Origin of the sequence: Nocardia gamkensis NBRC 108242, assembly GCF_001612985.1 — a bacterium.
GTDB lineage: Bacteria > Actinomycetota > Actinomycetes > Mycobacteriales > Mycobacteriaceae > Nocardia > Nocardia gamkensis.
Genome location: NZ_BDBM01000027.1, coordinates 95,243 through 118,290 on the forward strand (window position 1 = coordinate 95,243; position 23,048 = coordinate 118,290).

23 protein-coding genes and 1 pseudogene are annotated in these 23,048 nt (G+C 67.5%); 13 read left to right on the forward strand and 11 right to left on the reverse strand.

Going from position 1 to position 23,048, the window contains the following annotated elements:
• The first annotated feature begins 6 nt into the window (after positions 1-6).
• From NG1_RS21380 to NG1_RS21405, 6 genes are all read left to right on the forward strand, one after another.
• Positions 7-1,236 carry a cytochrome P450 family protein gene (locus NG1_RS21380; protein WP_062973448.1) on the forward strand — a complete coding sequence of 410 codons (1,230 nt, stop codon included), beginning with the start codon at positions 7-9 and terminating at the stop codon, positions 1,234-1,236.
• 262 nt (positions 1,237-1,498) lie between these two features.
• Positions 1,499-2,791 (forward strand): cytochrome P450, encoded by a 1,293-nt coding sequence (locus NG1_RS21385; protein WP_062973450.1) that lies wholly within the window; start codon positions 1,499-1,501, stop codon positions 2,789-2,791.
• Between the two features lie 204 nt (positions 2,792-2,995).
• The gene (locus NG1_RS21390; protein ID WP_062973452.1) at positions 2,996-4,258 is read left to right on the forward strand and encodes a cytochrome P450; all 1,263 of its coding nucleotides are present in this window, start codon (positions 2,996-2,998) and stop codon (positions 4,256-4,258) included.
• Between the two features lie 10 nt (positions 4,259-4,268).
• On the forward strand, positions 4,269-5,498 hold the full coding sequence (locus tag NG1_RS21395) for a cytochrome P450 family protein (protein ID WP_062973454.1): 1,230 nt from the start codon (positions 4,269-4,271) through the stop codon (positions 5,496-5,498).
• A gap of 123 nt (positions 5,499-5,621) precedes the next feature.
• Positions 5,622-6,950, forward strand: coding sequence for an MFS transporter (locus NG1_RS21400; RefSeq protein WP_062973456.1), 1,329 nt, complete (start codon positions 5,622-5,624; stop codon positions 6,948-6,950).
• Positions 6,951-7,290: 340 nt separating this feature from the next.
• On the forward strand, positions 7,291-7,791 hold the full coding sequence (locus tag NG1_RS21405) for a flavin reductase family protein (RefSeq protein WP_040866291.1): 501 nt from the start codon (positions 7,291-7,293) through the stop codon (positions 7,789-7,791).
• A 32-nt stretch (positions 7,792-7,823) separates the two neighbouring features.
• Here the strand turns inward: NG1_RS21405 and NG1_RS21410 are convergent, their stop codons facing one another.
• The 3 genes from NG1_RS21410 to NG1_RS21420 form a co-directional block, all read right to left on the reverse strand.
• Complete coding sequence (locus NG1_RS21410) at positions 7,824-8,690, reverse strand: TIGR03619 family F420-dependent LLM class oxidoreductase (RefSeq protein WP_062973458.1); 867 nt, start codon at positions 8,688-8,690, stop codon at positions 7,824-7,826.
• Positions 8,687-9,061, reverse strand: a complete 375-nt coding sequence (locus NG1_RS21415) for a MerR family transcriptional regulator (protein WP_062973460.1) — start codon at positions 9,059-9,061, stop codon at positions 8,687-8,689. The genes NG1_RS21410 and NG1_RS21415 overlap by 4 nt, the downstream gene beginning before the upstream one ends.
• Before the next feature lie 95 nt (positions 9,062-9,156).
• A complete protein-coding gene (locus NG1_RS21420; RefSeq protein WP_062973518.1) occupies positions 9,157-10,023 on the reverse strand; it encodes an alpha/beta fold hydrolase in 867 nt (288 codons plus the stop codon).
• Between the two features lie 52 nt (positions 10,024-10,075).
• Between NG1_RS21420 and NG1_RS35825 the strand changes: the two genes are divergently transcribed.
• Positions 10,076-10,672, forward strand: coding sequence for a TetR/AcrR family transcriptional regulator (locus NG1_RS35825; protein ID WP_245659980.1), 597 nt, complete (start codon positions 10,076-10,078; stop codon positions 10,670-10,672).
• A 113-nt stretch (positions 10,673-10,785) separates the two neighbouring features.
• Here the strand turns inward: NG1_RS35825 and NG1_RS38445 are convergent.
• A pseudogene (locus tag NG1_RS38445) lies at positions 10,786-12,114 on the reverse strand (choline/carnitine O-acyltransferase); the annotation flags it as partial.
• Positions 12,115-12,691: 577 nt separating this feature from the next.
• Between NG1_RS38445 and NG1_RS21435 the strand changes: the two are divergent.
• On the forward strand, positions 12,692-13,429 hold the full coding sequence (locus tag NG1_RS21435; protein WP_084499084.1) for an IPT/TIG domain-containing protein: 738 nt from the start codon (positions 12,692-12,694) through the stop codon (positions 13,427-13,429).
• Positions 13,430-13,633: 204 nt separating this feature from the next.
• Here NG1_RS21435 and NG1_RS21440 read toward each other — a convergent pair whose 3' ends face one another.
• From NG1_RS21440 to NG1_RS21455, 4 genes are all read right to left on the reverse strand, one after another.
• The gene (locus NG1_RS21440; RefSeq protein ID WP_062973469.1) at positions 13,634-14,695 is read right to left on the reverse strand and encodes an NAD-dependent epimerase/dehydratase family protein; all 1,062 of its coding nucleotides are present in this window, start codon (positions 14,693-14,695) and stop codon (positions 13,634-13,636) included.
• A 148-nt stretch (positions 14,696-14,843) separates the two neighbouring features.
• Positions 14,844-15,086: a hypothetical protein gene (locus NG1_RS21445; RefSeq protein ID WP_062973520.1), complete on the reverse strand. Its 243-nt coding sequence runs from the start codon at positions 15,084-15,086 to the stop codon at positions 14,844-14,846.
• Positions 15,087-15,126: 40 nt separating this feature from the next.
• A complete protein-coding gene (locus NG1_RS21450) occupies positions 15,127-15,453 on the reverse strand; it encodes a hypothetical protein (protein WP_062973471.1) in 327 nt (108 codons plus the stop codon).
• Positions 15,454-15,577: 124 nt separating this feature from the next.
• Entirely contained in the window at positions 15,578-16,774 is a 1,197-nt protein-coding gene (locus tag NG1_RS21455; RefSeq protein ID WP_062973473.1) for a lipase family protein, read from the reverse strand.
• A gap of 402 nt (positions 16,775-17,176) precedes the next feature.
• Between NG1_RS21455 and NG1_RS36835 the strand changes: the two genes are divergently transcribed.
• On the forward strand, positions 17,177-17,593 hold the full coding sequence (locus NG1_RS36835; protein WP_157114162.1) for a hypothetical protein: 417 nt from the start codon (positions 17,177-17,179) through the stop codon (positions 17,591-17,593).
• A 61-nt stretch (positions 17,594-17,654) separates the two neighbouring features.
• On the opposite strand, the gene NG1_RS21465 is transcribed toward NG1_RS36835, so the two are convergent.
• Both NG1_RS21465 and NG1_RS21470 read right to left on the reverse strand, forming a co-directional pair.
• Positions 17,655-18,053: an NUDIX hydrolase gene (locus tag NG1_RS21465; RefSeq protein WP_040866298.1), complete on the reverse strand. Its 399-nt coding sequence runs from the start codon at positions 18,051-18,053 to the stop codon at positions 17,655-17,657.
• Between the two features lie 62 nt (positions 18,054-18,115).
• The gene (locus tag NG1_RS21470; protein ID WP_062973476.1) at positions 18,116-18,751 is read right to left on the reverse strand and encodes a TetR/AcrR family transcriptional regulator; all 636 of its coding nucleotides are present in this window, start codon (positions 18,749-18,751) and stop codon (positions 18,116-18,118) included.
• A 221-nt stretch (positions 18,752-18,972) separates the two neighbouring features.
• Between NG1_RS21470 and NG1_RS21475 the strand changes: the two genes are divergently transcribed.
• Both NG1_RS21475 and NG1_RS21480 read left to right on the forward strand, forming a co-directional pair.
• On the forward strand, positions 18,973-19,965 hold the full coding sequence (locus NG1_RS21475) for an NAD-dependent epimerase/dehydratase family protein (RefSeq protein ID WP_062973479.1): 993 nt from the start codon (positions 18,973-18,975) through the stop codon (positions 19,963-19,965).
• A gap of 425 nt (positions 19,966-20,390) precedes the next feature.
• Positions 20,391-20,732 (forward strand): hypothetical protein, encoded by a 342-nt coding sequence (locus NG1_RS21480; RefSeq protein WP_157114163.1) that lies wholly within the window; start codon positions 20,391-20,393, stop codon positions 20,730-20,732.
• On the opposite strand, the gene NG1_RS21485 is transcribed toward NG1_RS21480, so the two are convergent.
• Positions 20,729-21,967, reverse strand: coding sequence for a helix-turn-helix domain-containing protein (locus tag NG1_RS21485; protein ID WP_062973482.1), 1,239 nt, complete (start codon positions 21,965-21,967; stop codon positions 20,729-20,731). The genes NG1_RS21480 and NG1_RS21485 overlap by 4 nt on opposite strands.
• Before the next feature lie 181 nt (positions 21,968-22,148).
• On the opposite strand from NG1_RS21485, the gene NG1_RS21490 reads away from it, so the two are divergent.
• Both NG1_RS21490 and NG1_RS21495 read left to right on the forward strand, forming a co-directional pair.
• A complete protein-coding gene (locus NG1_RS21490) occupies positions 22,149-22,379 on the forward strand; it encodes a hypothetical protein (protein ID WP_062973484.1) in 231 nt (76 codons plus the stop codon).
• 110 nt (positions 22,380-22,489) lie between these two features.
• A complete protein-coding gene (locus NG1_RS21495; RefSeq protein ID WP_062973486.1) occupies positions 22,490-23,041 on the forward strand; it encodes a hypothetical protein in 552 nt (183 codons plus the stop codon).
• The last annotated feature ends 7 nt before the right edge of the window (positions 23,042-23,048 follow it).

The following is a 23,048-nucleotide window of genomic DNA, read 5'->3' on the forward strand; positions in this document are numbered from 1 at the left end:
GTCCCGATGTCGCAAGAGCCGATAGTCTTGGATCTGACCGGTTCCGATATCCAAGGCGAGGCCGCGCGGCTGCGCGAGCGTGGGCCGGTGGCCCTGGTGGAACTGCCCGGCGGGGTGCCCGCGTGGTCGATCACGGATGCCGTCGCGCTCAAGACCCTGTTGGCCGATGCGCGCGTGTCGAAGGATCCCCGGCAGCACTGGGCGGCGTTCATGAACGGCGAGATCACCCAGGAGTGGCCGCTGCACCCGTGGGTGGCCGTCGACAACATGTTCACCGCCTACGGCACCGAACATCGGCGGCTGCGCAAGCTGGTCGCACCGGCGTTCACGCACCGCCGCACCGTGGCGCTTCGACCGCGCATCGAAGCGATCACCGCGGACCTGCTCGACGGGCTGGCGGCGACCCCGCGCGGTGCGGCCGTCGACCTGCGCGAGGGCTACGCCTATCCGGTGCCGATCCAGGTCATCACCGAGCTGATGGGCGTGCCCGACCATTTGGGCCCCGGCGTGCGGAAATGTGTCGACGGATTCTTCGACACCTCCTTCGGGCCGGAGGAGGCCCAGGCCAACTATCTCGAGATGTACCGGCTGATCAGCGAACTCGTGGCCTACCGGCGGGAGACGCCGGGCGACGACATCACCAGCGTGCTGATCGCCAGCCGGGACGAGGAGGACGGCTCACAGCTGACCGAGAAGGAACTCGTCGACACCCTGATGCTGGTCATCAACGCAGGGCACGAGACGACGGTGAACCTGCTCGATCAGGCCATCTTCGCGTTGCTCACCCACGCCGACCAGCGCGCCGACGTGATGGCGGGCCGGATTCCGTGGTCGGACGTGGTGGAGGAATCGCTGCGCTTCGAGGCGCCGGTGGCGCACCTGCCGCTGCGCTACGCCGTCGAGGACATCGATATCGCCGGTGTCCGCATCCCCAAGGGGGAGGCGATCCTGGCCTCCTATGTGGCGGCCAACCGCGATCCGAAACTGCACGGCGCCACCGCGGGTGAGTTCGACCCGCGGCGACCGACCAAGGATCATCTGGCCTTCGGCTACGGCGCCCATCACTGCCTGGGCGCGCCGCTGGCCCGGCTGGAAGCCGAGATCGCCCTTCCGGCCATCTTCCGGCGCTTCCCCGACATGCGCCTCGCGACCGATCCGTCCGAGCTGGGCCCCGTGCTCAGCTTCATCTCCAACGGCCATTCCGAGCTGCCGGTGTTCCTGGAGGCAGCGCGGTAGTCCGGTCCGGACGAACAACATCTCGATGACCCGGCACGGGCGCTCGGACGGCCCGTGTCGGGCAGAGGTGTTCCACCGCAGGCGCGCCCACGCGGAACCCAGCCCATCGCGCCGGTTCGGCGCACGAGATATGCTCTGCCGCAGTGTAATTCGGCGTAAAGTCGAATTCGCGAAGCTCACATGGCTATCGGGTCCCGAGACCACGGGACGCGGGTCGTGTGCCTACCCTGCTCGTCGAACGTTCCGACCTTGGAGTCACGTTTTGACCCACCCACAGTCCTCGACATCGTCCTCTTCCAGCGGCTGCCCGGTCCGGCACGGCTCACCGGTCGGCTCCGACGGCCCCCGCGTCGCGCTGTATTCGGACGATTTCGCATCGGACCCGCACCGCGTCTATCGCGAGGCGCGCAGGCGATACGGGTCGTTGGTGCCGGTGGAACTGTCGCCCGGCGTGCCCGCGACATTGGTGATCGGCTACCACACCGCGCTGCGCATCCTGAACGACCCCGACCATTTTCCCGCCGATTCGCGGACCTGGCAGCAGACCGTGCCCAGTGACTGCCCGGTCCTGCCACTGCTCGAGTGGCGTCCGGCCGCGATCCGCAGCACCGGCCTGGAACACGCCCGCTACCGGCAGGCCACGGTCGCGGCGATCGAGGAGATCGACCAGTTCGCGCTGCACAACACGGTGGAGCAGATCGCCGTTCCGCTGATCAACACCTTCTGCGGGGACGGCTCGGCCGACCTGATCGCGCAATACGCGTTCCCGTTGGCGTTCGCGGTGATCAACGCCATGCTCGGCTGCCCGCCGGACATCGGGCAGCGGGCGGCGATGGGGCTCGCGGCGATGTTCGAAGGCGTGGACGCCGAGCAGGGCAACGCGATGTTCAACGGCGCGATGGCGGACCTGGTGGCGCTCAAACGGGCCCAGCCCGGCGACGACATCGTCTCCCGCATCCTGCGGCACCCCGTCGACTTCGACGACACGGAGATGGTCCAGCAGGTGCTGATGCTGTACGGCGCGGGCATCGAGCCGCAACAGAACCTGATCGTCAACACCCTGCGGCTGATGCTCACCGACCAGCGGTTCGCGGGCGGCATCATCGGCGGCAGCCTGTCGACCCGGGACGCGCTGGACGAGGTGTTGTTCACCGATCCGCCGCTGTCGAATTACTGTGTCACCTTCCCACGCCAGCCGATCCTGATCGACGACGTCTGGCTACCCGCGCACCAGCCGGTCGTCATCAGCATGGCCGGATGCAACAACGACCCGGCGATCAACACGGGGCAGTACACCGACAATCGCGCTCATCTCGCGTGGAGTGTCGGGCCGCACACCTGCCCGGCCCGGTCGGTGGCCTATCTGATCGCCCAGGATGCCATTGATCAGTTGCTCGATGCGTTGCCCGAGATGCGGCTCGGTGTCCCCGCCGAGCAGCTGACCTGGCGGCCGGGCCCGTTTCATCGATCGCTGACCGCGCTGCCGGTCCTCTTCCCGGAGTCCCCGCCCCTGCCGGGCTTCGCGGACCAGCCGGAAGCGAGTTCGGTGTCGTAGCCGGGCTCCGTCCGGCGAGCCGATCTCGCCGTTTGCCGATCCCAGAAGGAGGTTGCCGCTCAGAGGTCGTCGTGCACACAGCTGATGAGGGTGTGCCCCGGCCTGTCACCGATTCCCCCGCATCACGTCGACCTACGCCGTCGCGGCGCGCACGCGCCGGGCGATCGCGTTCGTCGAAATGTTCGTTCCTCTGGAGTTTCGTCTTTGACCACGCCACATTTCCCGCCGTCCACGTCCGCCAACGGGTGCCCCGTCACGCACAGCTCGCCGATCGATAGCAGCGGCCCTCGCTACCCGTTGTATTCGCAGGAATACGCCGAGGATCCGCACCAGGCCTACCGCGAGATGCGCAGGCAGTACGGTCCACTCGTCCCGGTCGAACTGTCGCCGAACCTGCCCGCCACGCTGGTGATCGGCTACCACACCGCGCTGCGTATCTTGAACGATCCCGACCACTTCCCGGCCGATCCGCGCACCTGGCAGAAGGACGTTCCCGGCGAGTGCCCGGTCCTGCCGATGCTGGAATGGCGGCAGAACGCGCTGCGCAGTTCCGGCCTGGAACATCTGCGCTACCGGCAAGCGAACGTCGCGAGCATCGCCGGGGTCGATCTGCACGCGCTGCACGGCACCATCGAGCAGATCGCCATCCAGCTGATCAACGCGTTCTGCGAGGACGGTGCGGCCGATCTGATCAGCCAGTACGCGTTCCCGCTCAGCTTCGCGGTGCTCAACGCCATGATCGGCTGCCCGGCGGACATCGGCCAGCAGGTCGCGACCGGCATGGCCGCCATCTTCGAGGGCGTGAACGCGGACAAGGGCAACGCGATGCTCACCGACGCGCTGTTCGAACTCGTGCAGCTGAAGCGCAAAGAACCCGGTGACGACATCACCTCGCGGCTGTTGCGGCACGAGGCGGGCCTGGACGACGTGGAGATGATCCACCAGCTGATCACGCTCTACGGCGCCGGTATCGAACCGATGCAGAACCTGATCGTCAATACGCTGCTGCTGATGCTGACCGACGAACGGTTCGCGGGAGACTTTCTCGGCGGGAGCCTTTCGACCCGCGACGCCCTCGACGAGGTGTTGTTCAACGACCCGCCGATGGCGAACTACTGCGTCAGCTATCCCAAGCAGCCGATTCTCATCGATGATGTCTGGCTGCCTGCGCACCAGCCGGTCGTGATCAGCATGGCGGGCTGCAACAACGATCCCGCGATCGGTGTCGGTCAGCGCACCGACAGCCGCGCGCATCTGGCGTGGAGCGTGGGGCCGCATGCCTGCCCCGCCCGATCGGCCGCCTACCTGGTGGTCCAGGACGCGATCGATCAAATCCTCGACGCGCTGCCCGAACTGCGCTTGGCCGTGCCGCCCAGCCAGTTGAACTGGCGGCCGGGCCCGTTCCACCGCGCGCTGGTGTCGCTGCCCGTGGTCTTTCCGAAATCCCCTCCGCTGACCGTCTTCTAAGGAGTTCCCGATGGACACACAGCCCCTAGTCCTCGATCCGACAGGCGCCGACATCCAGGGTGAATCCGCGCGAATCCGCGCGCGCGGGCCGGTGGCCCTCGTCGAATTGCCGGGCGGTGTGCGGGCGTGGTCGGTCACCGACGCTGATCTGCTCAAGCGGTTGCTGGCCGATCCCAGGGTGTCGAAAGACGGCAAGCAGCACTGGCCAGCGCTCGTCAACGGTGAGATCCCCCAGGACTGGCCGCTGTTGCCGTGGGTCGCGGTGAACAACATGTTCACCGCGTACGGCGCGGACCACCGCAGACTGCGCAAACTCGTCGCGCCCGCGTTCACCCACCGCCGCACCCAGGCGATGCGCGCCATGATCGAGCAGATCACCGCGGACCTGCTGAGCGAACTGGCGGCCACACCCGCGGGCGAAGCGGTGGACCTCAGGGAAGGCTTCGCCTACCCGCTGCCGATCCAGGTGATCAGCGCGCTGATGGGCGTCCCGGAGTCCCTGAACGCCGGTCTGCGTACGTGCGTCGACGGTATCTTCGACACCTCGCTCGGGCCCGAACAGTCGCAGGCGAACTATATGGAGATGTACCGGATCCTCGGTGAGCTCGTCGCCTACCGGCGTGAAATGCCCGGTGACGACATGACCAGCCTGCTGATCTCGCACCGGGACGAGGACGACGGCTCGCAGCTGACCGAGCAGGAGTTGATCGATACGCTGCTGCTGGTCATCAGCGCCGGGCACGAGACCACGGTGAACCTGTTGGATCAGGCCGTTTTCGCCTTGCTGACCCACCCCGACCAGCTCGCCGAGGTGACCGACGGGCGAGCGACCTGGACCGACCTGATCGAGGAGGCGTTGCGCTACGAGGCGCCCGTGGCGCATCTTCCGCTGCGCTTCGCCGCCGATGACATCGAGATCGACGGACTGCGCATCGCCAAGGGCGAGCCGATCCTCGCGTCCTACGCCGGGGCCAACCGCGATCCGAAGCTGCACGGCGCCACCGCGGGCGAGTTCGACGTGCGGCGAGCGACCAAGGAGCACATGTCCTTCGGGTACGGGGCGCACCACTGCCTGGGCGCGCCGCTGGCCCGGTTGGAAGCCGAAATCGCCCTGCCCGCGCTCTTCCAGCGCTTCCCGAACATGCGCTTGGCGGCCGGACCCGAGGAACTCGGCACCGTGTCCAGCTTCATCTCCAACGGACACGCCAGGCTTCCGGTGCACCTGGAGCAGGCCGACTAACGGCGGACACGCGCCCCCGGCCGCGGCCGGGGGCGCGAGGCGTCCGGTCTCGCGTGCTCGCGCGAGAGCAGTTCTCCCGCGGCGCACTTGACGAAGCGGCGGTCCGGGGCCGAGAGTGCGCTGATGGTTTCCACCACCGAGGTGGCCGGCGCTACGCTGCGCAAGGTCACGATTCGCCTGGTGCCCTTTCTCGGGCTGCTGTACTTCGTCAACTACCTGGACCGGGTCAACATCGGGTTCGCCGGGCCCAGCGGGATGAAGACCGAACTCGGTCTCACCGAGACCGCCTTCGGATTCGCCTCTGGCATCTTCTTCGTCGGATACCTGCTGCTCGAGGTGCCGAGCAACTTGGCGCTGCACCGGTTCGGCGCCCGGCGCTGGATCGCCCGGATCATGGTCACCTGGGGCCTGGTGGCCACGGCGATGGCGTTCGTGCCGGACGCCACCGTCCTGTACATCCTGCGGTTCCTGCTGGGTGTGGTGGAGGCGGGCTTCTTCCCCGGCATCCTGCTCTATCTGACCTATTGGTTCCCGCAGGCGCAACGGGCGCGGATCGTGGCGTTGTTCATGACCGCGGTGCCCATCTCGACCGCGCTGGGCGCGACGGTGTCGAGCCTGATCATCCAGTACGGCGACGGGGTCTTCGGGCTCAGCGGTTGGCGGTTCATGTTCTTGGTCGAGGGTCTGCCCGCCATCGCGCTGGCGGTGGTGACGTGGTTCTACCTGACCGACCGTCCCGAGCGGGCGACCTGGCTGGCCCCCGCGGAAAGGGAATGGCTCGCGGGCGAACTCGCCGCCGAGCAGGCCGCGCTGCGCAGGGCCGAGCACTGGACTCTGCGTCGTGCGCTGACCCATCCGCGGGTGCTCGGGCTCGCCTTGGTCTACGGCGGCATCGTCTACGGCCTCTACGCGCTCGGCTTCTTCCTGCCGACGATCATCGACGGCTTCCAGCAGCAATACGGCACGCGGTATTCGGTGGTGCAGCGCGGGCTGATCAACGCGGTGCCCTACCTGATCGGGGCGATGGTGATGGTGTGGTGGGGGCGGCACGCCGACCGGACCGGCGAGCGCGTCTGGCACGTCGCGCTGCCCGCGCTACTCGGCGGCCTCGCCATTCCGGCGGCCCTGTACCTCGGCGATCCGTTCGCGGCGATGATCGCGGTGACCGTCTGCGCGGTGGGCGTGCTCGCGGCGCTGCCGACGTTCTGGGCCCTGCCCGGCACCTTCCTGACCGGTGCCGCCGCGGCCGGAGGCATCGCGCTGATCAACTCGATCGGCAACGTCAGTGGTTTCGTGGCGCCGTACGTCACCGGTGGGCTCAGGGACGCGACGGGAAGCCAGCGCGCCGGGCTCTGGGTGGTCGGGCTGTGCATGATCGCCGCCGCCGCAGGCGTACTCACACTGCGAGGGCGCGCAGGCGACGTTCCGGTGCGCCGCGAGCCGGAGCCATGATCGCCGACAGCGGCGCTCACTGCCGGGTCCGGCACTGCTGAACCGGAGGCGACGGGGCATGTCGACCGCCGGGTGCGCCGGTGCGCTCGCAATGTGGCGACCGCCACCATGCGTTTTCAGTGTCGGCGCGTAAGTCGTTGTGGTGGACTATCATCCACGGGATGTAGACCGGAATGAGCCGATCTACACGGGCCGTCACCCGGGCTTCCCGCCCTTCCGGCATCACCGTCTCAGACGACCGGCCGCCGCGGTTGTAGGGTGAGCGCTGCCCGGTCCGGCATGTTTGCGCGACGGTCGCGCGGGCATCCGGGGAAGACGTTGCATCACGCTGGGAGGACCGATGGCTACCGAAGACCGGACCGCAGTGTTCGACGCGGTGGTCGCGGCGGCAGACTATCCCGTGCTGCTGGTCACCGCGCAGGCGGATGGCCGGCGCGCCGGTTGTCTCGTCGGATTCGCGACGCAGGTCAGCATCGAGCCGCGCCGGTTCTTGATCGGCCTGTCCAAGAAGAACCACACCTACCGGGTCGCGCAGCGCGCCGAGCGGCTCGCGGTACATTTGCTCGGCAGCGAACAGCTGTCGCTGGCGCGGCTTTTCGGCGGTGAAACCGGCGACGACATCGACAAGTTCGTGCACTGCGACTGGCACGCGGGTCCCGACGGCATTCCGGTGCTCAGCACGGTGCCCAGTTGGTTCAGCGCCCGCATCCGCGAGCGCTACGACTTCGGCGATCACGTCGGAATGCTGCTGGAACCCGAGGACGGCGACGTGCGAAGACCCGCCGCCGAGACCCTGCATTATCACTCGGTGGCGGATCTGGTTGCGGGCCACGCCGTCTGAGGAGGTTTCCGGCGCCGACGAGTGCGCGGTCGCTACCTCCGTGCGTTCGCAAGATCGAAGCGCGCTGCGAAGGCGGACAACTCGTCGCGGGCGCGCTCCGGGTCGCCCGTACTCGCGCTCACGACGATCCGCGTGACGCCCTGTTCGGCCATTCCCTCGACCCGCTCGGCGGGCATGTCGATCGATCCCCAGCGGGTGTATTCGAACGCGCCGTGGTCCCGGCCCGCCGTACCGGCCGCGGCATGGGCGATCTCCAGTTGGGTGGCGCGCTCGACCGGCCCGAGCACCCCGCCCGGGAAGTAGCCGTCGCCGCGGGATCCGGCCCGGCGCGCGGCGGCGCGGCTCGATCCGCCGACGTGGATCGGCAAAGTTCCGCCCCCGGCGGGTTTCGGGTAACTGCACAGGTTCTCGAACCGGAAGAACTCGCCTTCGAAGCTCACCCCTTCCGCGCCGCCGGACCACAGGAGCCGCAGCGCGTCGATGGCCTCGTCGGCACGGCGGCCCCGGGTGGCGAAATCGACGCCCGCGGCCCGCGCCTCGCCGGGCAGCGTGCCCAGGCCCACCGTGAGCAGGCGCATCCGTCCCTTGGACAGGACGTCGATCGTCGCCAGGCGTTTGGCGAGCACCACCGGATGGTGATAGGGCAGCAGCAGCACCGCGGTGCCGAGCAGAATCCGATCCGTTGCGGCGGCCACGAAACTCAGCGCGTCGAGCGGGTCGGCGAACGGCACCGTCGGCGTGAGCTCCATCGGCCCGATCGTCGCACCCGGGTACAGCGCGATGTGCTCGGGCAGGTAGATCGCCTCGAATCCACAGCGTTCGGCGTGCTGGGCGTAGGCGATCAGCCGATCCGGGTCGACGCCGAAGAAGGGGGTGCTGTAGCTGACCGCGAATCTCACCTCGGCTGCTCGATCCGGTCGAACTCGCAGGCCGCCGCGAGCCGGTCGTTCAGATGACGACGCACCTGCACCAGCCGTTCCATATACGAATCGACCTCGGCCAGCTTGCGCCGCAACGTGGAGACCGAGTCCGGGCAGACGTCTCCGGAGCCGTTGCCCGCGCGCAAGCAGGTGACGAACGGACGGATGTCGTCGAGGTCGAACCCAGCGCCGAGCAGTTCACGGATCTTCGCCACGATCCGCACCTCCGCGTCGTCGTAGGAGCGGTACCCGTTGGCCGCGCGGCGCGGCCGCACCAAACCGTGTTCCTCGTAGTACCGCAGGGCCCGGGTGCTCGTGCCCGCCCGCTGCGCCAGTTCGCCGATGCGCATCCGTCCTCCTTCGCCGCCGTCACCGCCACGCTAAACCTTCTCGTCGACGTCAAGGCAAGTGGCCGAGAGCGCTGCCCGGCGTGGTCGCCCGAGCGCTACCGCGGTCCGCGAGTGTTCCGCTCCGGCGTGTGGCGCTCGACCAAGAACGCCGACATCGCCTCGGCGACCGCGGCGGGCTGGTCGAGCATCGAAAGGACGTAGGCGTCATCGATTTCGACCAGCCTCGCGCCGGGCATGAGTTCGGCGAGCCTGCGGCCGTGCTCGCGCGGCATCACCTTGCCCGCCGACGACCACAGGATCAGCGCGTCGCCTTGGAAGTCGCGCAGTGCCTCGGTATTCGCGATCAATTCCGGCTTGCGGAACCCCGACTTGGTGTACGCGAGCAGGTCGCGCCGAATCCCGGCATCCCGCAGTCCCGGTTCGGTCCAGCCGCGCACCAGCGCGTCGGACAGCGGGCGCCGCGCCATCCAACCGAACAGCAGCGGCGAGCGACGCAGCCACCGAACGCGTAATTGCCGCAGCGCCAGTGAAACGCCGCCCGGCATATAGGTGGCGACGGTGGCCATCTTGCCCGGCAGGCCGGGCGGGAAATTGTCGAACGCCTCGCAGGGCAGCACGATGAGCCTGCCGACGCGTTCGTCGAGCCCGTAGGCGGTGAGGAACAGCGCACCACCCCAATCGCTGTGCACGAGCGTGACATCCCGCAGATCCAATGCGGCGAGAAGATCGGCGACGAGTTGATTCAGGCCGCGCAAGCTCAGGTCCACACCCGGCCGCAGCGGTAGGGGATGGGCGCCGAGCGGCAGGTCCGGCAGCACGTACCGGAAGCCGTCGGGCAGGGCGTCGATGACCTCGTCCCACACCGTGTGGTTCATCAGCAGACCGTGCAGCAGAACGACCGGCGGTCCTTCGCCGCGCTCGACGTAGTGCACCCGGCCCACCGGCAGTTCGATAACGGGCATGTCCGCCTCCATTTGAGCGATCACTCTAGAGTAGTTGCTCTAGTCTGGAACGGTGACCGAGAAGATGTCAACCAGCACCCGGGAACGCCTCGTCACCGCGATGGCCGAGCTGATGCGGACGCAGGGCTACGCGGGCACCAGCGTCAAGCAGCTCACCGTCGCCGCGAGCGCGCCGATGGGGTCGCTCTATCACCACTTCCCCGAAGGGAAACCGCAGATCGCCGCCGCGGCGCTGCGCACGTCCGGAGCCGCGTACCTGCAGTTGCTCCCTTTGCTGTTCGACGCCGACGAAGATCTGTGCGAGGCGATCCCCGCCGCGTTCGCGTCGGCGGCCGAGCAGATCGAACAGACCGGCTGGATGAACATGTGCCCGGTCGGCACCGTCGCGGGTGAGGTCGCCGACAGCGAACCCGGGCTGCGTGAAGTCGCCGCCGAGGTCATCGTCTCTTGGATCGACGAGGGCGCCGACTACTTCGTCCGCCGCGGCTTGTCCGCACCGGACGCCCGCGAGCTCATCGTCGCCGTCCTCGCGGCGCTCGAGGGCGCTTTCGTGCTCAGCCGCACTCTTCGCTCGACCGAACCCTTGCATGCGGCCGGCCGGTCGTTGGGCGCCCGCATCGAGCAGATGCTGAACGGGGTGGGCGAATAGCGGATCAACAGTCCGCCATCATCCGAGTCCCTCGCGGCGAATCCGGCGCGAACTGATTCGACATCATCGACGCGAGGGCCTGCCGCATGCAGGCGACCAACAATCAACGCGACGAAGCGAACGACTTCGGGGGTGACCACGCGGAGGGCTTCTGTGCGGCCGTGGCGGTAATGCCGCACGGCAACGGATTCATAGGTGATGCCGAGCAATCCCCTGGACCGCTGATGTGCGAGTTGGAAAGCCATCTGTACCAGCGCATCCGGTGATATTCCGAGTCGTTTGGCCGTGTCCGAGCCGAAGCCGTCGAGCGTGACGACCTCCGTGGCGGTCTCGTCCGCTTGCTCGGCGAAGTCGGCTGAGGCTTGCCGAACCGCCTGCCGGACAGCCTCGTCGAGACGGAATTCGATCGGTGATACCGCGGGCGCCCGTCCCGGCTTGTCCGCCGAGACAGCTGTCGCACTCGCCAGAACCGCGTCGCACAAGCCGGCCACGGTGGTTCCGTCCAGGCCGGACTCCTCGATGTTGACGCCCGCGCGACCATCGGCGAACACGATGAATGTCAACGCTTTGTCGTACCAGCGGTTCCCGCCGTCGCCGTGCATGAGCTGGTTGCAGGCAGCGAGTTCGTCTCGGGGCGCGAAGTCGTCGAGCGCGAGGCAGAACAGCGCCGTTTCGATCGTCTCGAACGCGGCGACGTTGTCCGCGTCTTCCATGAGGGCTTGGCGAGCCCTCGCCCAAGCGGTGCGTGGTCCCGTTGTCAGCGCACCCGGCGACATCTCACCGGCCGGATCGGCTCTGCCGATCGCGTCCAACCCGGCGATCAGGTCCTCGATGGAATGCGGGGTACCGTCGGCCGCGACGACGTCCATTCGGAACGCATGACTTCGGAAGAAGACGACGATGTGCCGGGCCGTCGACGGGCCGGGCTCGGCGGCGCTGTAGGCGGAGCGCACGGTGTCGCACTCGATGCCGGGGATCCTGGTGGTGGAGAACAGGCGCCTGTTCTGGTGCATGGACAGTGGCCGGCCGCGCAGCAGCACAGGCGCTACCATCTCGGCGTCGAGTTCGAATTTGTACGCGGCGGTACGGAAGATCAGTTCGGCGGCACGTTCGAGTTGCCCATGCTCCGAGTCCGGAAACAGGAAGAAGGAATTCGCGTTGTACGCGATACTGTCCCGATAGCCGAGATGGCGAGAGTGCCAGAATGCGTCGAGCCAACTGTGGACGCCGGGTGTCCGATCGGATCGCTCGATCTCGCTTTGCCGAGTCCACGCCGCACTGTCCGGCGCGAGGAACTGCTCCACGGCCGCTTTCGTGGCAGTGAGTTCCTCGTCGGTCAGCAACGGCGAGCACCTCTCGAGAAACCGTTCGCACGTTTCCTCCAACGTCGGGATGCGAAGTCGCGGCAGCTGCTCGTCGTAATCGTATGTGCTGACCGACATCTCGGTGGCGAGTTTCTCGGTCACCGTGAGAGTCTCTCATCGCTACCGCAGCAACTGACTCCAACGGTGGGAATGCCGGATGAGCCTTTTCCGCGGACAGTACGTGGATCTTCGGACTGGACTCACCGCTGTCGACCCGGGCGGTGCCGCCTCGCGAGCGCGGTGCGAACCTGCGGTAGCGGAGGCTCGACCGGAGCCCGAGACTCGCCGGTTCCCACCGCTGGAGACGGCTTGACGACAACAACGAGACATGCCGCAGCACAACGGATCCCGCTGGAGGTGACTCGCGGGCCGGAGCCGACGTCGGAGGCCGTGAGGGCCACCTCCTGGTCGCGTACGCCGAAGCAGTCCGTCCGACCGGCAGGTGCACGCTATCGGAAGGCTCGAACCATGCGCTCCCCGAGAGTGGGAGCGCAACGGACCATAAACCAGACGGAATCGGACAAAAACAGACGAAAACGGATCGCAATATGCATTGCCGCAGTGCGGCTTTCGGGGCCTTAATGGTTACAGCCGGGCAACCAACAGGTCGAGCACCCCCCGGTGCAGGTAATCAACTCTGAAAAGGGGCAATGCCATGCCTACTATCACTTCGGTATCGCCGACCACGGGCCCGACTTCGGGGGGTAACAGCGTGGTTATCACCGGAACCGGATTCACCGGTCCGACCACGGTGCGATTCGGCGGGACCGCGACGACTTTCACCCTGGATTCCGATACGCAGATCACGGCGATCGCTCCGCCCGGCGCAGGCACCGTACAGGTCACCGTTGCCAATGCGGGCGGAACCAGTAATGGCTTTCCTTATACCTACGTCGTGCAGCCACCTGTGGTGGCCTCGGTAATTCCGAATTCCGGGCCGTCGACCGGTGGAACCGTGGTTTTGATCGTCGGAACCGGCTTCACCGGAGTTACTTCGGTCAAGTTCGGCGCCACCCCGGCCACCTTCTTCTTCGGGATTTCCAGCACGCTGATCATCGCGATCGCTCCGCCGGGAACGGGTACCGTGCCGGTCACCGTCACCACTCCGGTCGGTACAAGTCCGGGAGTGCCGTACACCTATGTTTCGGTGCCGACGCTGATTTCGGTCACACCGAATACGGGGCCGGTGACCGGCGGTACCGCGGTCACGATCACCGGCACCGGATTCACCGGCGCCACCGGCGTATTCTTCGGTTTCCTTCCGGCAGTGTCGTTCACGGTGAATTCCGACACGCAGATCACCGCGATCACCCCGGTGGGCTTCGGTCCGGCGCCGGTCACGGTCACCGGTCCGGGCGGTATCGCCGGCGGCGTGTTCTTCATCTACAGCTGACGCCGCCGCCGGCATGTGCCCGAGCCTGAGGCAGTGGTACTGCGCAGGTAGCGGCATCCGAAGGCCGGAGGGGTCGACCTGATGCACGGGTCGGCCCCTTCGGTCGTGGTGACGTCGACTCGGGGTCGTCGGACGACTCGATCGTCGGCGGGCCCGGAGACACCGGTACGGCGACCGCTGCGGCAGCGCAGAGCGGCAGGCGAACTAGCCGACACCCAGCTCTCGGCCACCCACTCCGGCCGCGAATTCCCGCCAGCGCCAAGCCCCGCCCGCGTCGCGAGCCAGAGGTGGGGTGTCTTCCCCCGCACCGGCGCGCAAACCGGAGAGCAGATGCCGGAGGGCGTCCACGGCGGTGAACCGCGGCGTCCAGCCCAGCTCCGCCCGCGCGCGGCCGGTATCCAGGATCGGCAGGCGCATCACCGCGTCGAACAGGTCCGGCGCCGCGGGCAGGGTCCGCGCGTGCCACCCCATGGCGAGCGCGGCGCGGACGAGTCCGGGCGGCACGGACACCACCCGGGCGCCGAACAACTCGGCCAGCCGGTCGCGGTCGATCACCGGTTCCGCGGCCAGATTGAACGGTCCGCGGGCGTCGGTCGCGATAGCGAGGGCGTAGGCGCGACCCACGTCGTCACTGTGTACCGCTTGGAAGCGCAGGCCACGCGGAAGCGGCAAGATCGGCGGGAGGCCCGGCCGGATCAGGCGATTCGGCAGCAGCGGCCCGGCGAACAAGCGCCGCTGCTGGCTGGCGGTCTCCCGGCGGAAGATGAACCCCGGGCGCATCCGGACCACGCGGCGGTCGGGATTCTCGGCCTCGAACCGATCCAGTAGCCGTTCGACATAGGCCTTCTCGCGGGTGTACGCGGCAGGCGGCCAGCCATCGGTCGGCCAGCTCTCCGGCACCGGCTCGTCGTCGTGGCACGGGGAGTAGGCGCCGACCGACGAGGCGTATATGAAAGCCGGGACCTGCGCGGCGGCCACAGCACGCAGCACGCGCTCGGTGCCGCCCACATTCGCGCGCCAAGTGACCATGGGCTGATGGCTGGGCTGGAACAGCCATGCCAAATGCACCACCGCGTCGGCGCCGTGGAAATGGGATTCCAGGTCGTCGGTTCGCACGTCCGCCTGCACCCATTCGACGCCATCCCAGGATTTGCTCGGGACGCGTCGCGCGATTCCCACGATCGAACCGACCCCCGCTTCGGCCGACAGGGTCTCCAGCAAGCTCGTCCCCACGTTTCCGGTGGCACCGACCACGACTACGCGCATATCTGCTCCTCGGCTCGGCGGCGAGATTCGAGAGCGATGTACCCAGCCTCCGGACGACGACACCCGGCCATCCGTTCCAGCTGGATAAAGATGCAAACAGGCGGGGAGGGCGGCCACGCGGCCACCCTCCCCGCCTGTCGGGAAAAGCTCAGATATCGGATTTGGCGAGGCGCTGGGACAGAAGCTCTTTACCCATCCGACCACCTTTACGGCTGTCGGCCTGCGCCTTGCGGAAGAATTCCACCAGCTCGCTGTCTCCGTCGCGTTCCGCGTCCCGGATGAACGTATCCAGACGCAGGGCATTCTCCAGGGACGCTTCGACGAACCAGATCAGGTTGTAATCCTTGTCCCTGGTGCCGGTAACGGTGCCCGTTTCCTGCTGCTCGGCCATCTCCACTCCTCTCGCTTCTTCGTCGTCGAGCGGCGCCTGCTCAGTCCCGTCCGAGCGCGTGCGCCAGCTCCTTCTTCGTCATCTTCGAGCGGCCTTCGACATTGCGTTTCTTGGCCTCGTTGTACAGCTGGTCGCGCGTCGGCCCTTGTGCTCCGCTGTGCGAACGCTGTCCGCCGCGCTGTTGCGGCGACTTGTCGTCGGTCGAGGACTTGCTCGCGGTCTTGGACTGCCCGGACTGGGCGCGGTTCTTGTTGACCGTGCGAGCGGCGATCTCCTTCGCGCGATCGGTGCTCGCGCCGCGGGTTTTCGCGGAGTCCTTGACGTGCTCGTATTGGCGTTCCTGCTTGTCCGACCAAGCCTTCGGCATGTGATCACCTCCTGTGATTGCGGTTTACCCCGCATGTCCGGACGCAATCCGGTCCGGTCGGTCCGCCTGCTGGATCGGCCCCCGGGGGCTCGTCGCGGCCGAGAGCCGCCCGGGGCCCGGTTCATCAGCAATTGGACGGCGCGGGCTCTCCGCGAACCCGGCCTTCGAGCCAGGCCAGCACCGCAGGGGCGCCGGCGACCGCCGCGGACAGATGGTCGAAAGCGGGCACGTGCACCATCTGCCACCGCACCCCGGCCGCACACCAACGGCGGCCGGTGTTGTCGATGGCAGCGATCGGAATCAGCGGATCGCTCGGCGAATGCCACTCGAAGATCGGAGTTTCCGGAGCGCCGCCGTAGAGCTCCACGCTGTTCTCCTCCACCACCGACCATGCTTCGGGCATTTCGAAGACCGAGGCGCTGTCGGTCATCTCGCGCGCGCTGCCACCGGCGCCGATGGTGAGGATCTCGTTGGTACAGCTGTTGGCCATGGCGTCACGCAGCGCGCGGCCTCGCGCGTTGAGATTGGAGCTGATCCGCACCTGGTCCGGATATTCCCGCTCCAAACCGATCGCCGCCGCCATCGCCAAGCCGAAAGCCGGGTGCGGATTCAAACCCAGCCCCTCCGCCATCGCCACCAGGTTCATCGGCGCGCCACCGAAGGCCGCGCCCACCAGCCGCACATCAGGGGCGTAGGAGGGCTGCAGTGCGGCCGCCCAAGCCGTGGCGAGACCGCCGCCGGAGTACCCGGCCAGCGCCACCGGGCTCTGCTGAACCCCGAGTTCGGGCAGTTGTTTCGCCGCCCGGATCCCGTCCAGCGTGATCTGGCCGCCCAAACGTCCCGCTCCGAGGGCGAACTGCGGTCCGAGATGGTCCGGCAGCGCCAGACTCCAGCCTTCTTGGAGCAGCACACCCAACATCGGCGTCGTCGCCGAGAGATTCAGATCGTTCTCGTAGAGCAGGTGCGATACCGCGCAGCCGGTACCGAGCGAATTGATGAAGTGCTGGTACGACAGCAGTGGCATGCCGGGCCGCTGGAAGGCAGGGGTGACGATCGTGGTGGTGGCCGCGATCGGCGCGCCGTGCGAATTGGTGGAACGGAACTCGACCAGCCGGACGGCGGCGCCCGGGAAGGAAGCCAGCGGCGGCAAGGGTCGCACCGCGAGCACGTCACCTGGTCGGTGCGCCGCCAGATCGGCCGGCGCGGCATAGAACGGGTCCGGATCGGGCAGCGGATATATCGGCTCCGCGGTTGCCGTCGTCGACAGCAGCAGGGTGAGTGCCATGCCGCCGACCGCACCGAGGACACGGACCGAACCCATGCGCCCGCTGCCCAGGATACGAAGAAATGGACGAGTCACGACCGTTGACCTCCAAGGGTAGTTCGCCGCATTCGTCGATCAGCCGGCTGGGTTGATAGTCCTTCAGCAAATTACCAGCGACACAACAGGTGAAACCGGAATCGGTCAGAAAGGCTGTTTTACGGGCGGAGGAGCTCCGAATCCTGCGGATCCAACGCGGGTATCGTGATGCTCAGCAATCTGTTGGCCATTCTGGTTCGTCGCGTCGATTCGAAGCCGCCGACGACATCCGTTCGACTGCGGCGCGCCCTGCGCGCGGTCGAGCGGCCCCGGCGACCGCCCGGGGGTTGCGACGAGGGGCGAGCACGGCTTGGCTGGATCACATACACAGTGACGAGGTGCAGGACGAAGGAAGGAGCGGTCATGTCCAAGACAGCAACCGAGAAGGTCCGCGCATCCGGCTCCCAGGCGCGGGAGACGGCACCGCCGGTGCCCACCGCCGAGGCCGAATCGAAGGCCGAGTCGAAGACGGGGTCGCGCCCCGCGCCCACCGCGCGCGTTAGGTTGCGCGTGCCGGTTCCCACGGTCGGCATGCGGATGGCCCGCATTCCGCTTCCGCCCGGGCCGCGCAGCGTGGCGACCGGAGTTTCGTCGGCGACCACTGCGGTGCGCAATCGGGTACCGGATCGGGAGTCGTTGCTCTATTTCGGCGGGCTCGGGGCGGCGGCGGTCACCGGGCTGGTGTCGTGGCCGGTCGCCGGGGCGATCGGCGTCGGCGTCTGGGTGGCCGAGCACGCCCGTCGTGCTCCGGAGACCGTGCGGAGTGGGAGCGACGGGTGATCTGACAAGCACCCGGTTGGCAGCGCTGCAAGGACAGTGCCCCGGGCGCAGTTCCCGCGGGCTACCAGTCGACCACGCCGAGCTCGTGGAGCTTGCGGAAGACCAGCATCGAACCGGGTGCCACGTGGTCCATCGCGGCGTACTCGCTGACGGTGAAGTAGCGCAGTTCGGCGATCTCGCTGGTGGGGCGCGGGTCGCCGTCGAGTTCCGCGGTGAAGCAGGTCATGTGCAGGCGGGTGCCGGGGGAGTGGCCGTACGCCTCGGCGTGGAATACCCCGAGTTCGTCGCAGGAGACGACGCCGACACCGAGTTCCTCGCGCACTTCGCGGTGCAGTGCCGCCTCGGGCGTCTCGCCGGGGTCGATCTTGCCGCCGGCCATGTAGAAGACGTCTTTGCCTGCCGAGCGCGCCTGCAGCAGGCGGCGATCCCGGATATGGGCCAGCGCGGACGTGCGAATCACCGGCCCACTGTACTGAGCGGCCCGGACGGGATGCCAACCGGATTTCGCGCGGATCGGCCGGCTCAGCGCTCGAGGACGGCGCGGTGCAGCAGTTCGCCGATGCGCCGGTGGATCAGCGCGGTGTCGTCCCCGTCGGCGACGAACTCCAGGAACAGCGCCGCACCCGCCGCCAGTGCGATGACGGCCTTGGCGTCGAGTTCGGCCTGCCCGCGGGGTTCGCCGGCACCCGGCCGGGCGGCCCCGCCACGGCGTCCGGCCGTGTCGCCCGCGGCGAAGAGCGCGGCCGCCGGTGTGCTGAACCCGGCCCACAGCCGGTGGCGCAAGTGCGGGTCGTGATCGAGCGCGGTCAACAGGCCCGGGACCGCGGCGCGAACATCGGCGCGCGCGAACAATTCCCGGCTGCCGCGCAACACCCACTCGATCCACCCGTACTGGTCGGTGCCCTCGAACGGGCCCAGGTCGGGTGTCTCACCCAGAACGGCGTGCAGCACCAACTCCGCCTTCGATTGCCAGCGGCGACCGATGGAAGCCCGGCCGACTCCGGCGCGTGCCGCCACCGCCCGGACGCTCAACTCGTCCCATCCGACTTCGGCCAACATCTCCCGGACGGTCGCCAGCACGCGCTGCTCGACCGACTCGTCCCGAGGCCGGCCGACGCTTCGGGGCCCCGACCGCGGGTCCTCTGCCGTTTCGCCCATGCCGCTTCCCGCCTTCTATTACGATGCCACTGGCATCGAATTTATGCCGATGCTCCGGGCCATTGTCGCGGCGCGCCGAAGGCGCCCCGTGGGCGGCCCGGACAGGTGAGCTCAGGGTGACGAAGGAATGGCATGGGCGGACGAAACGGTCGACCGTGGACGGCGGCGCGGGGAACGGAAACGCGGCAGCGGTCGACCGGAAACGACAAGGGGTAGCCGGGATGCGAATCGCGGTTACCGGCGGCACCGGCTACCTGGGTGCGCATACCGTTTCCGCACTGCTGCGCGCGGGCCACAGCGTCGTGCTGCTGGTCCATCCGAGCGAATCGGTCCCGGCGGCGGTCGGCATGTTCGATGCCGGGCCCGAAGCGCTGTCGGTGCTGCCGGGCGACATCCGGGATCCGAAGGTGGTCGAGGCGTTGCTCGACGGATGCGGCGCCGTCCTGCACGCGGCGGGCGTGGTCGGCACCGACAACCGGCGCGAGCAGTTGATGTGGGAGGTCAACGCCGACGCGACAGCCACCGTGCTGGCGCGCGCGACAGCGCTCGGGCTGGACCCGATCGTCCACGTCGCCAGCTACAGCGCCCTTTTCCCCAGCCCCGATCCGGTCATCACGCCCGACAGCCCGACCGCGCCCGGCCGCAGCGCCTACGGCCGCACCAAGTCGGCCGCCGACCGGATCGCCCGGGCGTTGCAGGCCGCGGGTGCGCCGATCGTCATCACCTACCCCTCCAGCGTGGTCGGTCCCGGCCTCGGCGCACAGGCCGGGATCACCTCCGACGGCTGGGGCGCGATTCTGCGGGCCCGGATCGCGCCGCGGATTCGCGGCGGGATGCAGATGATCGACGTCCGGGACGTGGCCGCCGTGCACGCCGCCGTCATGCGTCCCGGTCTCGGACCGCGGCGCTATCTGTGCGGCGGTCACCTGGTGGCGTTCGACGAGATCGTGGACATCCTGGAAAGCGCTGCCGGACAGCGGATCCGGCGGGTCCCGGTGCCGAAGGCCGCGCTGCTGGGACTCGGGCGGCTCACCGACGCCGCCGCCCGCTTCCTGCCGATCAGCGCCGGGCTCAGCTACGAGGCCGCGTGGTTGCTGACCACCGCCACACCGACCGACGATTCCCGGACCCTGGCCGAGCTCGATCTGCGCTGGCGGCCCATCCGGGACGCCATCGTCGAATCCGTACGGCGCGAGAATGGTTCGCGCACGTGAGGGACCGCGAGCCGGTCAGATCAGCTCGCGGGATATAGCCGCGACGAGACCGCCGTCGATGATCAGATCCTGGCTGTTGACGTAGGACGCCTCGGCGGACGCGAGGAATGCCACTGTCGAGCACAGCAAGTCCCACAGCGTGTGTAGATACCAACGCCGCGATGCTGCACGGCATCATCAATGACCCGCGTGCACACCGAACACCACGCACGCCAACAGAGTCCGCCGAACAATTGCCGTCGCTAGCGGAGCACGCCCAGCGGCACGGAAACCGCCGCGCCGCAAGCCCTGGAGGCGTGGCCGACCACTACTCTCGTCGCGGATCGTGAATTGCCCGTAGTACGGATGGTATTACCCCACTGGTTCACCTCCCTACGGCTCGCGCCTCGCGAATGGTCAGTACCGCAAAGCCCTATCCTGAGACCATGCCCAGCGAGTGCGTGAACGTGTCTGTCGTTGTGACCGCCAACGGCTCTGTCGCCGAAGCGACACATGATCAGGAACAGATTGCCGATGTCCGGGTACAGCCCCTCCCCTCAGGTGCTTTCGATGTTGCGTTCCTCGCCACCATGGAACCGTCGACCAGCCGCTCCATTGTTGAAGCCACCGCCGAGGGCGACGCTCACGCCTCCGTCGAGGGACTGTTCTGTAGCTATAGCGCAGCCGACCCACGGTACCCCCACGAGGTGACGGTGCGGGTGCGGATTTCTCGCGGCCCGGAATCTATCGTCGGCGGATTCCGCCTAGACCTGCAACTTGCCCCTTAAACGGGCAGTGACCTGCGGGCGTCCCGGAATTCCTCAACAGCCTGGCCCTCCCACGGAGTGAGCGCCTGATCCAGACGTCGAAGCTCCTTTATCAACCGGCCCGAGCCCGAGCCCTGCCCTGCCGCGATGGCTTCCAACCCCAGCCCGGCGGCATGTTCGACATCGGCGTTGCCCGCATGTGCTATCGCCGCGCGCACCAAGTACACGGCTCTGTCCCTGGCGTAACGCCCAGGCAGCGTATCGAGCACTTCCCTGAACTGCACGACGGCACTATCGTATTTGCCCAGTGTGCAAAGGCTTCTCGCCCGGTGCACGGCGACGTAGGAGAAATCGAACCATCCCGCCCATTGCAGGTCCGGGTCTAGGTCGGGGCCGTCGAGCGATTCAAACGCCGTGTCGTAGGCTTTTTCTGCTGCTTTGTGGTCGCCCAACAGTGCGTGTCCGTGCCCGGCGCGCATATTGGCAAGAGCTTTGATCGGTGAATCGCCGGTAGCCATACGTATTGCGGCGGCAGCGAGCGCGACCGTTTCACCACCGTCGCCCTCGTCACCGGACAGGTGCGCCTTCCGATTGAGGATATAGGAGGACATGGCGTCGTTTCCGGCCGCCATAGACCACTGGAACGCTCGATCTGTCCAATACTCCGCTGTCGCGAAGTCCCCCAGGTCCTGGTACAGCCAGCCAGCGAATTCCGCATAGTTGGTTTGCATGTCGAGCAACCCGGCGATGTCCATGCTGTTCAACTTGCGCAATTGACCGATGACTTGGATCTGCTGCTGCACAATCGGTATCACGGTCGTCGGCCCCAACAGGCTGTCCTGGTCGACGAGCACCCGTTTAAGCTGACGGAAGTGGTCGAGGTAGTCGATATCCGCGTTGCGATTGAACATGATCTGTGGGGTGGATGCCCCGAGCGTCATCGTCGCGATGAAGTCGCGCCTGGAGAGCGGCATACAGACTTCCCCGTTCTCGTCAAGATCGTCGTGGCCCGACATACCGTATCCCTCGAAGCTGTCGGGTTGGAACAGGGCCGCAGCGGCGATCTTCATCAGCCGCCCAGATGCCGACAGCTCCCGGTCGAGTAGCCGGACGACTTCTGGCGACGGCTTGCGGAGCCCTCGTTCGAACCGCGACAGGTCCCCGGCGTTGAAATTGATCCGGCGAGCCAGGCTACGCAGCGATTCTTGGCCGCGAAGTCTTTTCAACTCTTCGCCAAACAAACGCCATTGCTCCATGGCCCGATCTTCCCATGCGCCCTTCTACCTGCGTTGCACGATCGCCAACACTGCAACGCTGGCGCAACACAGTTGGCGGCCTCGACGCTGAATACACCGCCCTGCGCCAGGTTGAGCCTCGAACTCCCTGGCGCAGGGCGATACCACCCAGACACCGAACACATATAGGGGGTCCGACCAGATGCCCGTCTTGATCGTCGCCGCGCTCGGCGCTCTCGCGATCACCGTTCACCTACTGCCCAACCCGAGGGAGGAAAACGTGGGGATGAAATCGGTCAATGAACACGCCGGGTTGGCGGTCCTGTGCGAGCAGTTGACTGCCAACGGCAGGACCGCCGAAACCATTGTGCCGCAGCGAGATAGCCGCGAAGCACGGCCGTACCCGATCAGCCGGAACCGGGTGGGCCAGTGATGTACTCCGGCCAACAGAGCGCGGACAAGCCCACAGCGGTCTGCCTGGTACGCGCCGACGTATCAGGGCCTGACGCACCGCGTCACGCGGCACTCGTTCGACAGCACGCTGTGCAGCTGGGCTATACCCACGTGTACACCGTGCGCCCACCGGTCGACCACGCGGACCCGATCGGTTACGGGCTCGGTATCGCCGCCGGGCTCGCCGTCGACGCGCTGTTCGTCTGGGACCTGTCGACGGTCGACAACATGCCCTCGCGCGTGTGCGAGATGTTCGATCTCGAAACCGTCTGCCCGCCCAGCACATGGACTGCCTCAGTGCCGACGATCGGTGACCCGCACACGCATCCCGACCACCCGCTGACCGAGTCCGAGTCACGGCGCATCATGCAGCAACACATCGGATGTCGTGCACTTTCCTGCCCTCGCAAAGCCAGCGCCTACAGCTGTCTGGTCCGTGCGGGCAAGATCGTTCCTCCGGCCGACACGCCGCGCGAACGTGCTGCCGCTCGAGGAGTCAAGTTCCAGCCCCGCCCCGGCGAGGTCCCGGCTCTGTCCGGCCCCGACCTGCCGACGTTGCTGCATGTGCTCGACGGACTGACCGACCCGGACACCGACACCCGTCCACTCCCCGCCCGCCTGCCCTCTTCCGCCGACAGCTAGGCCGCCT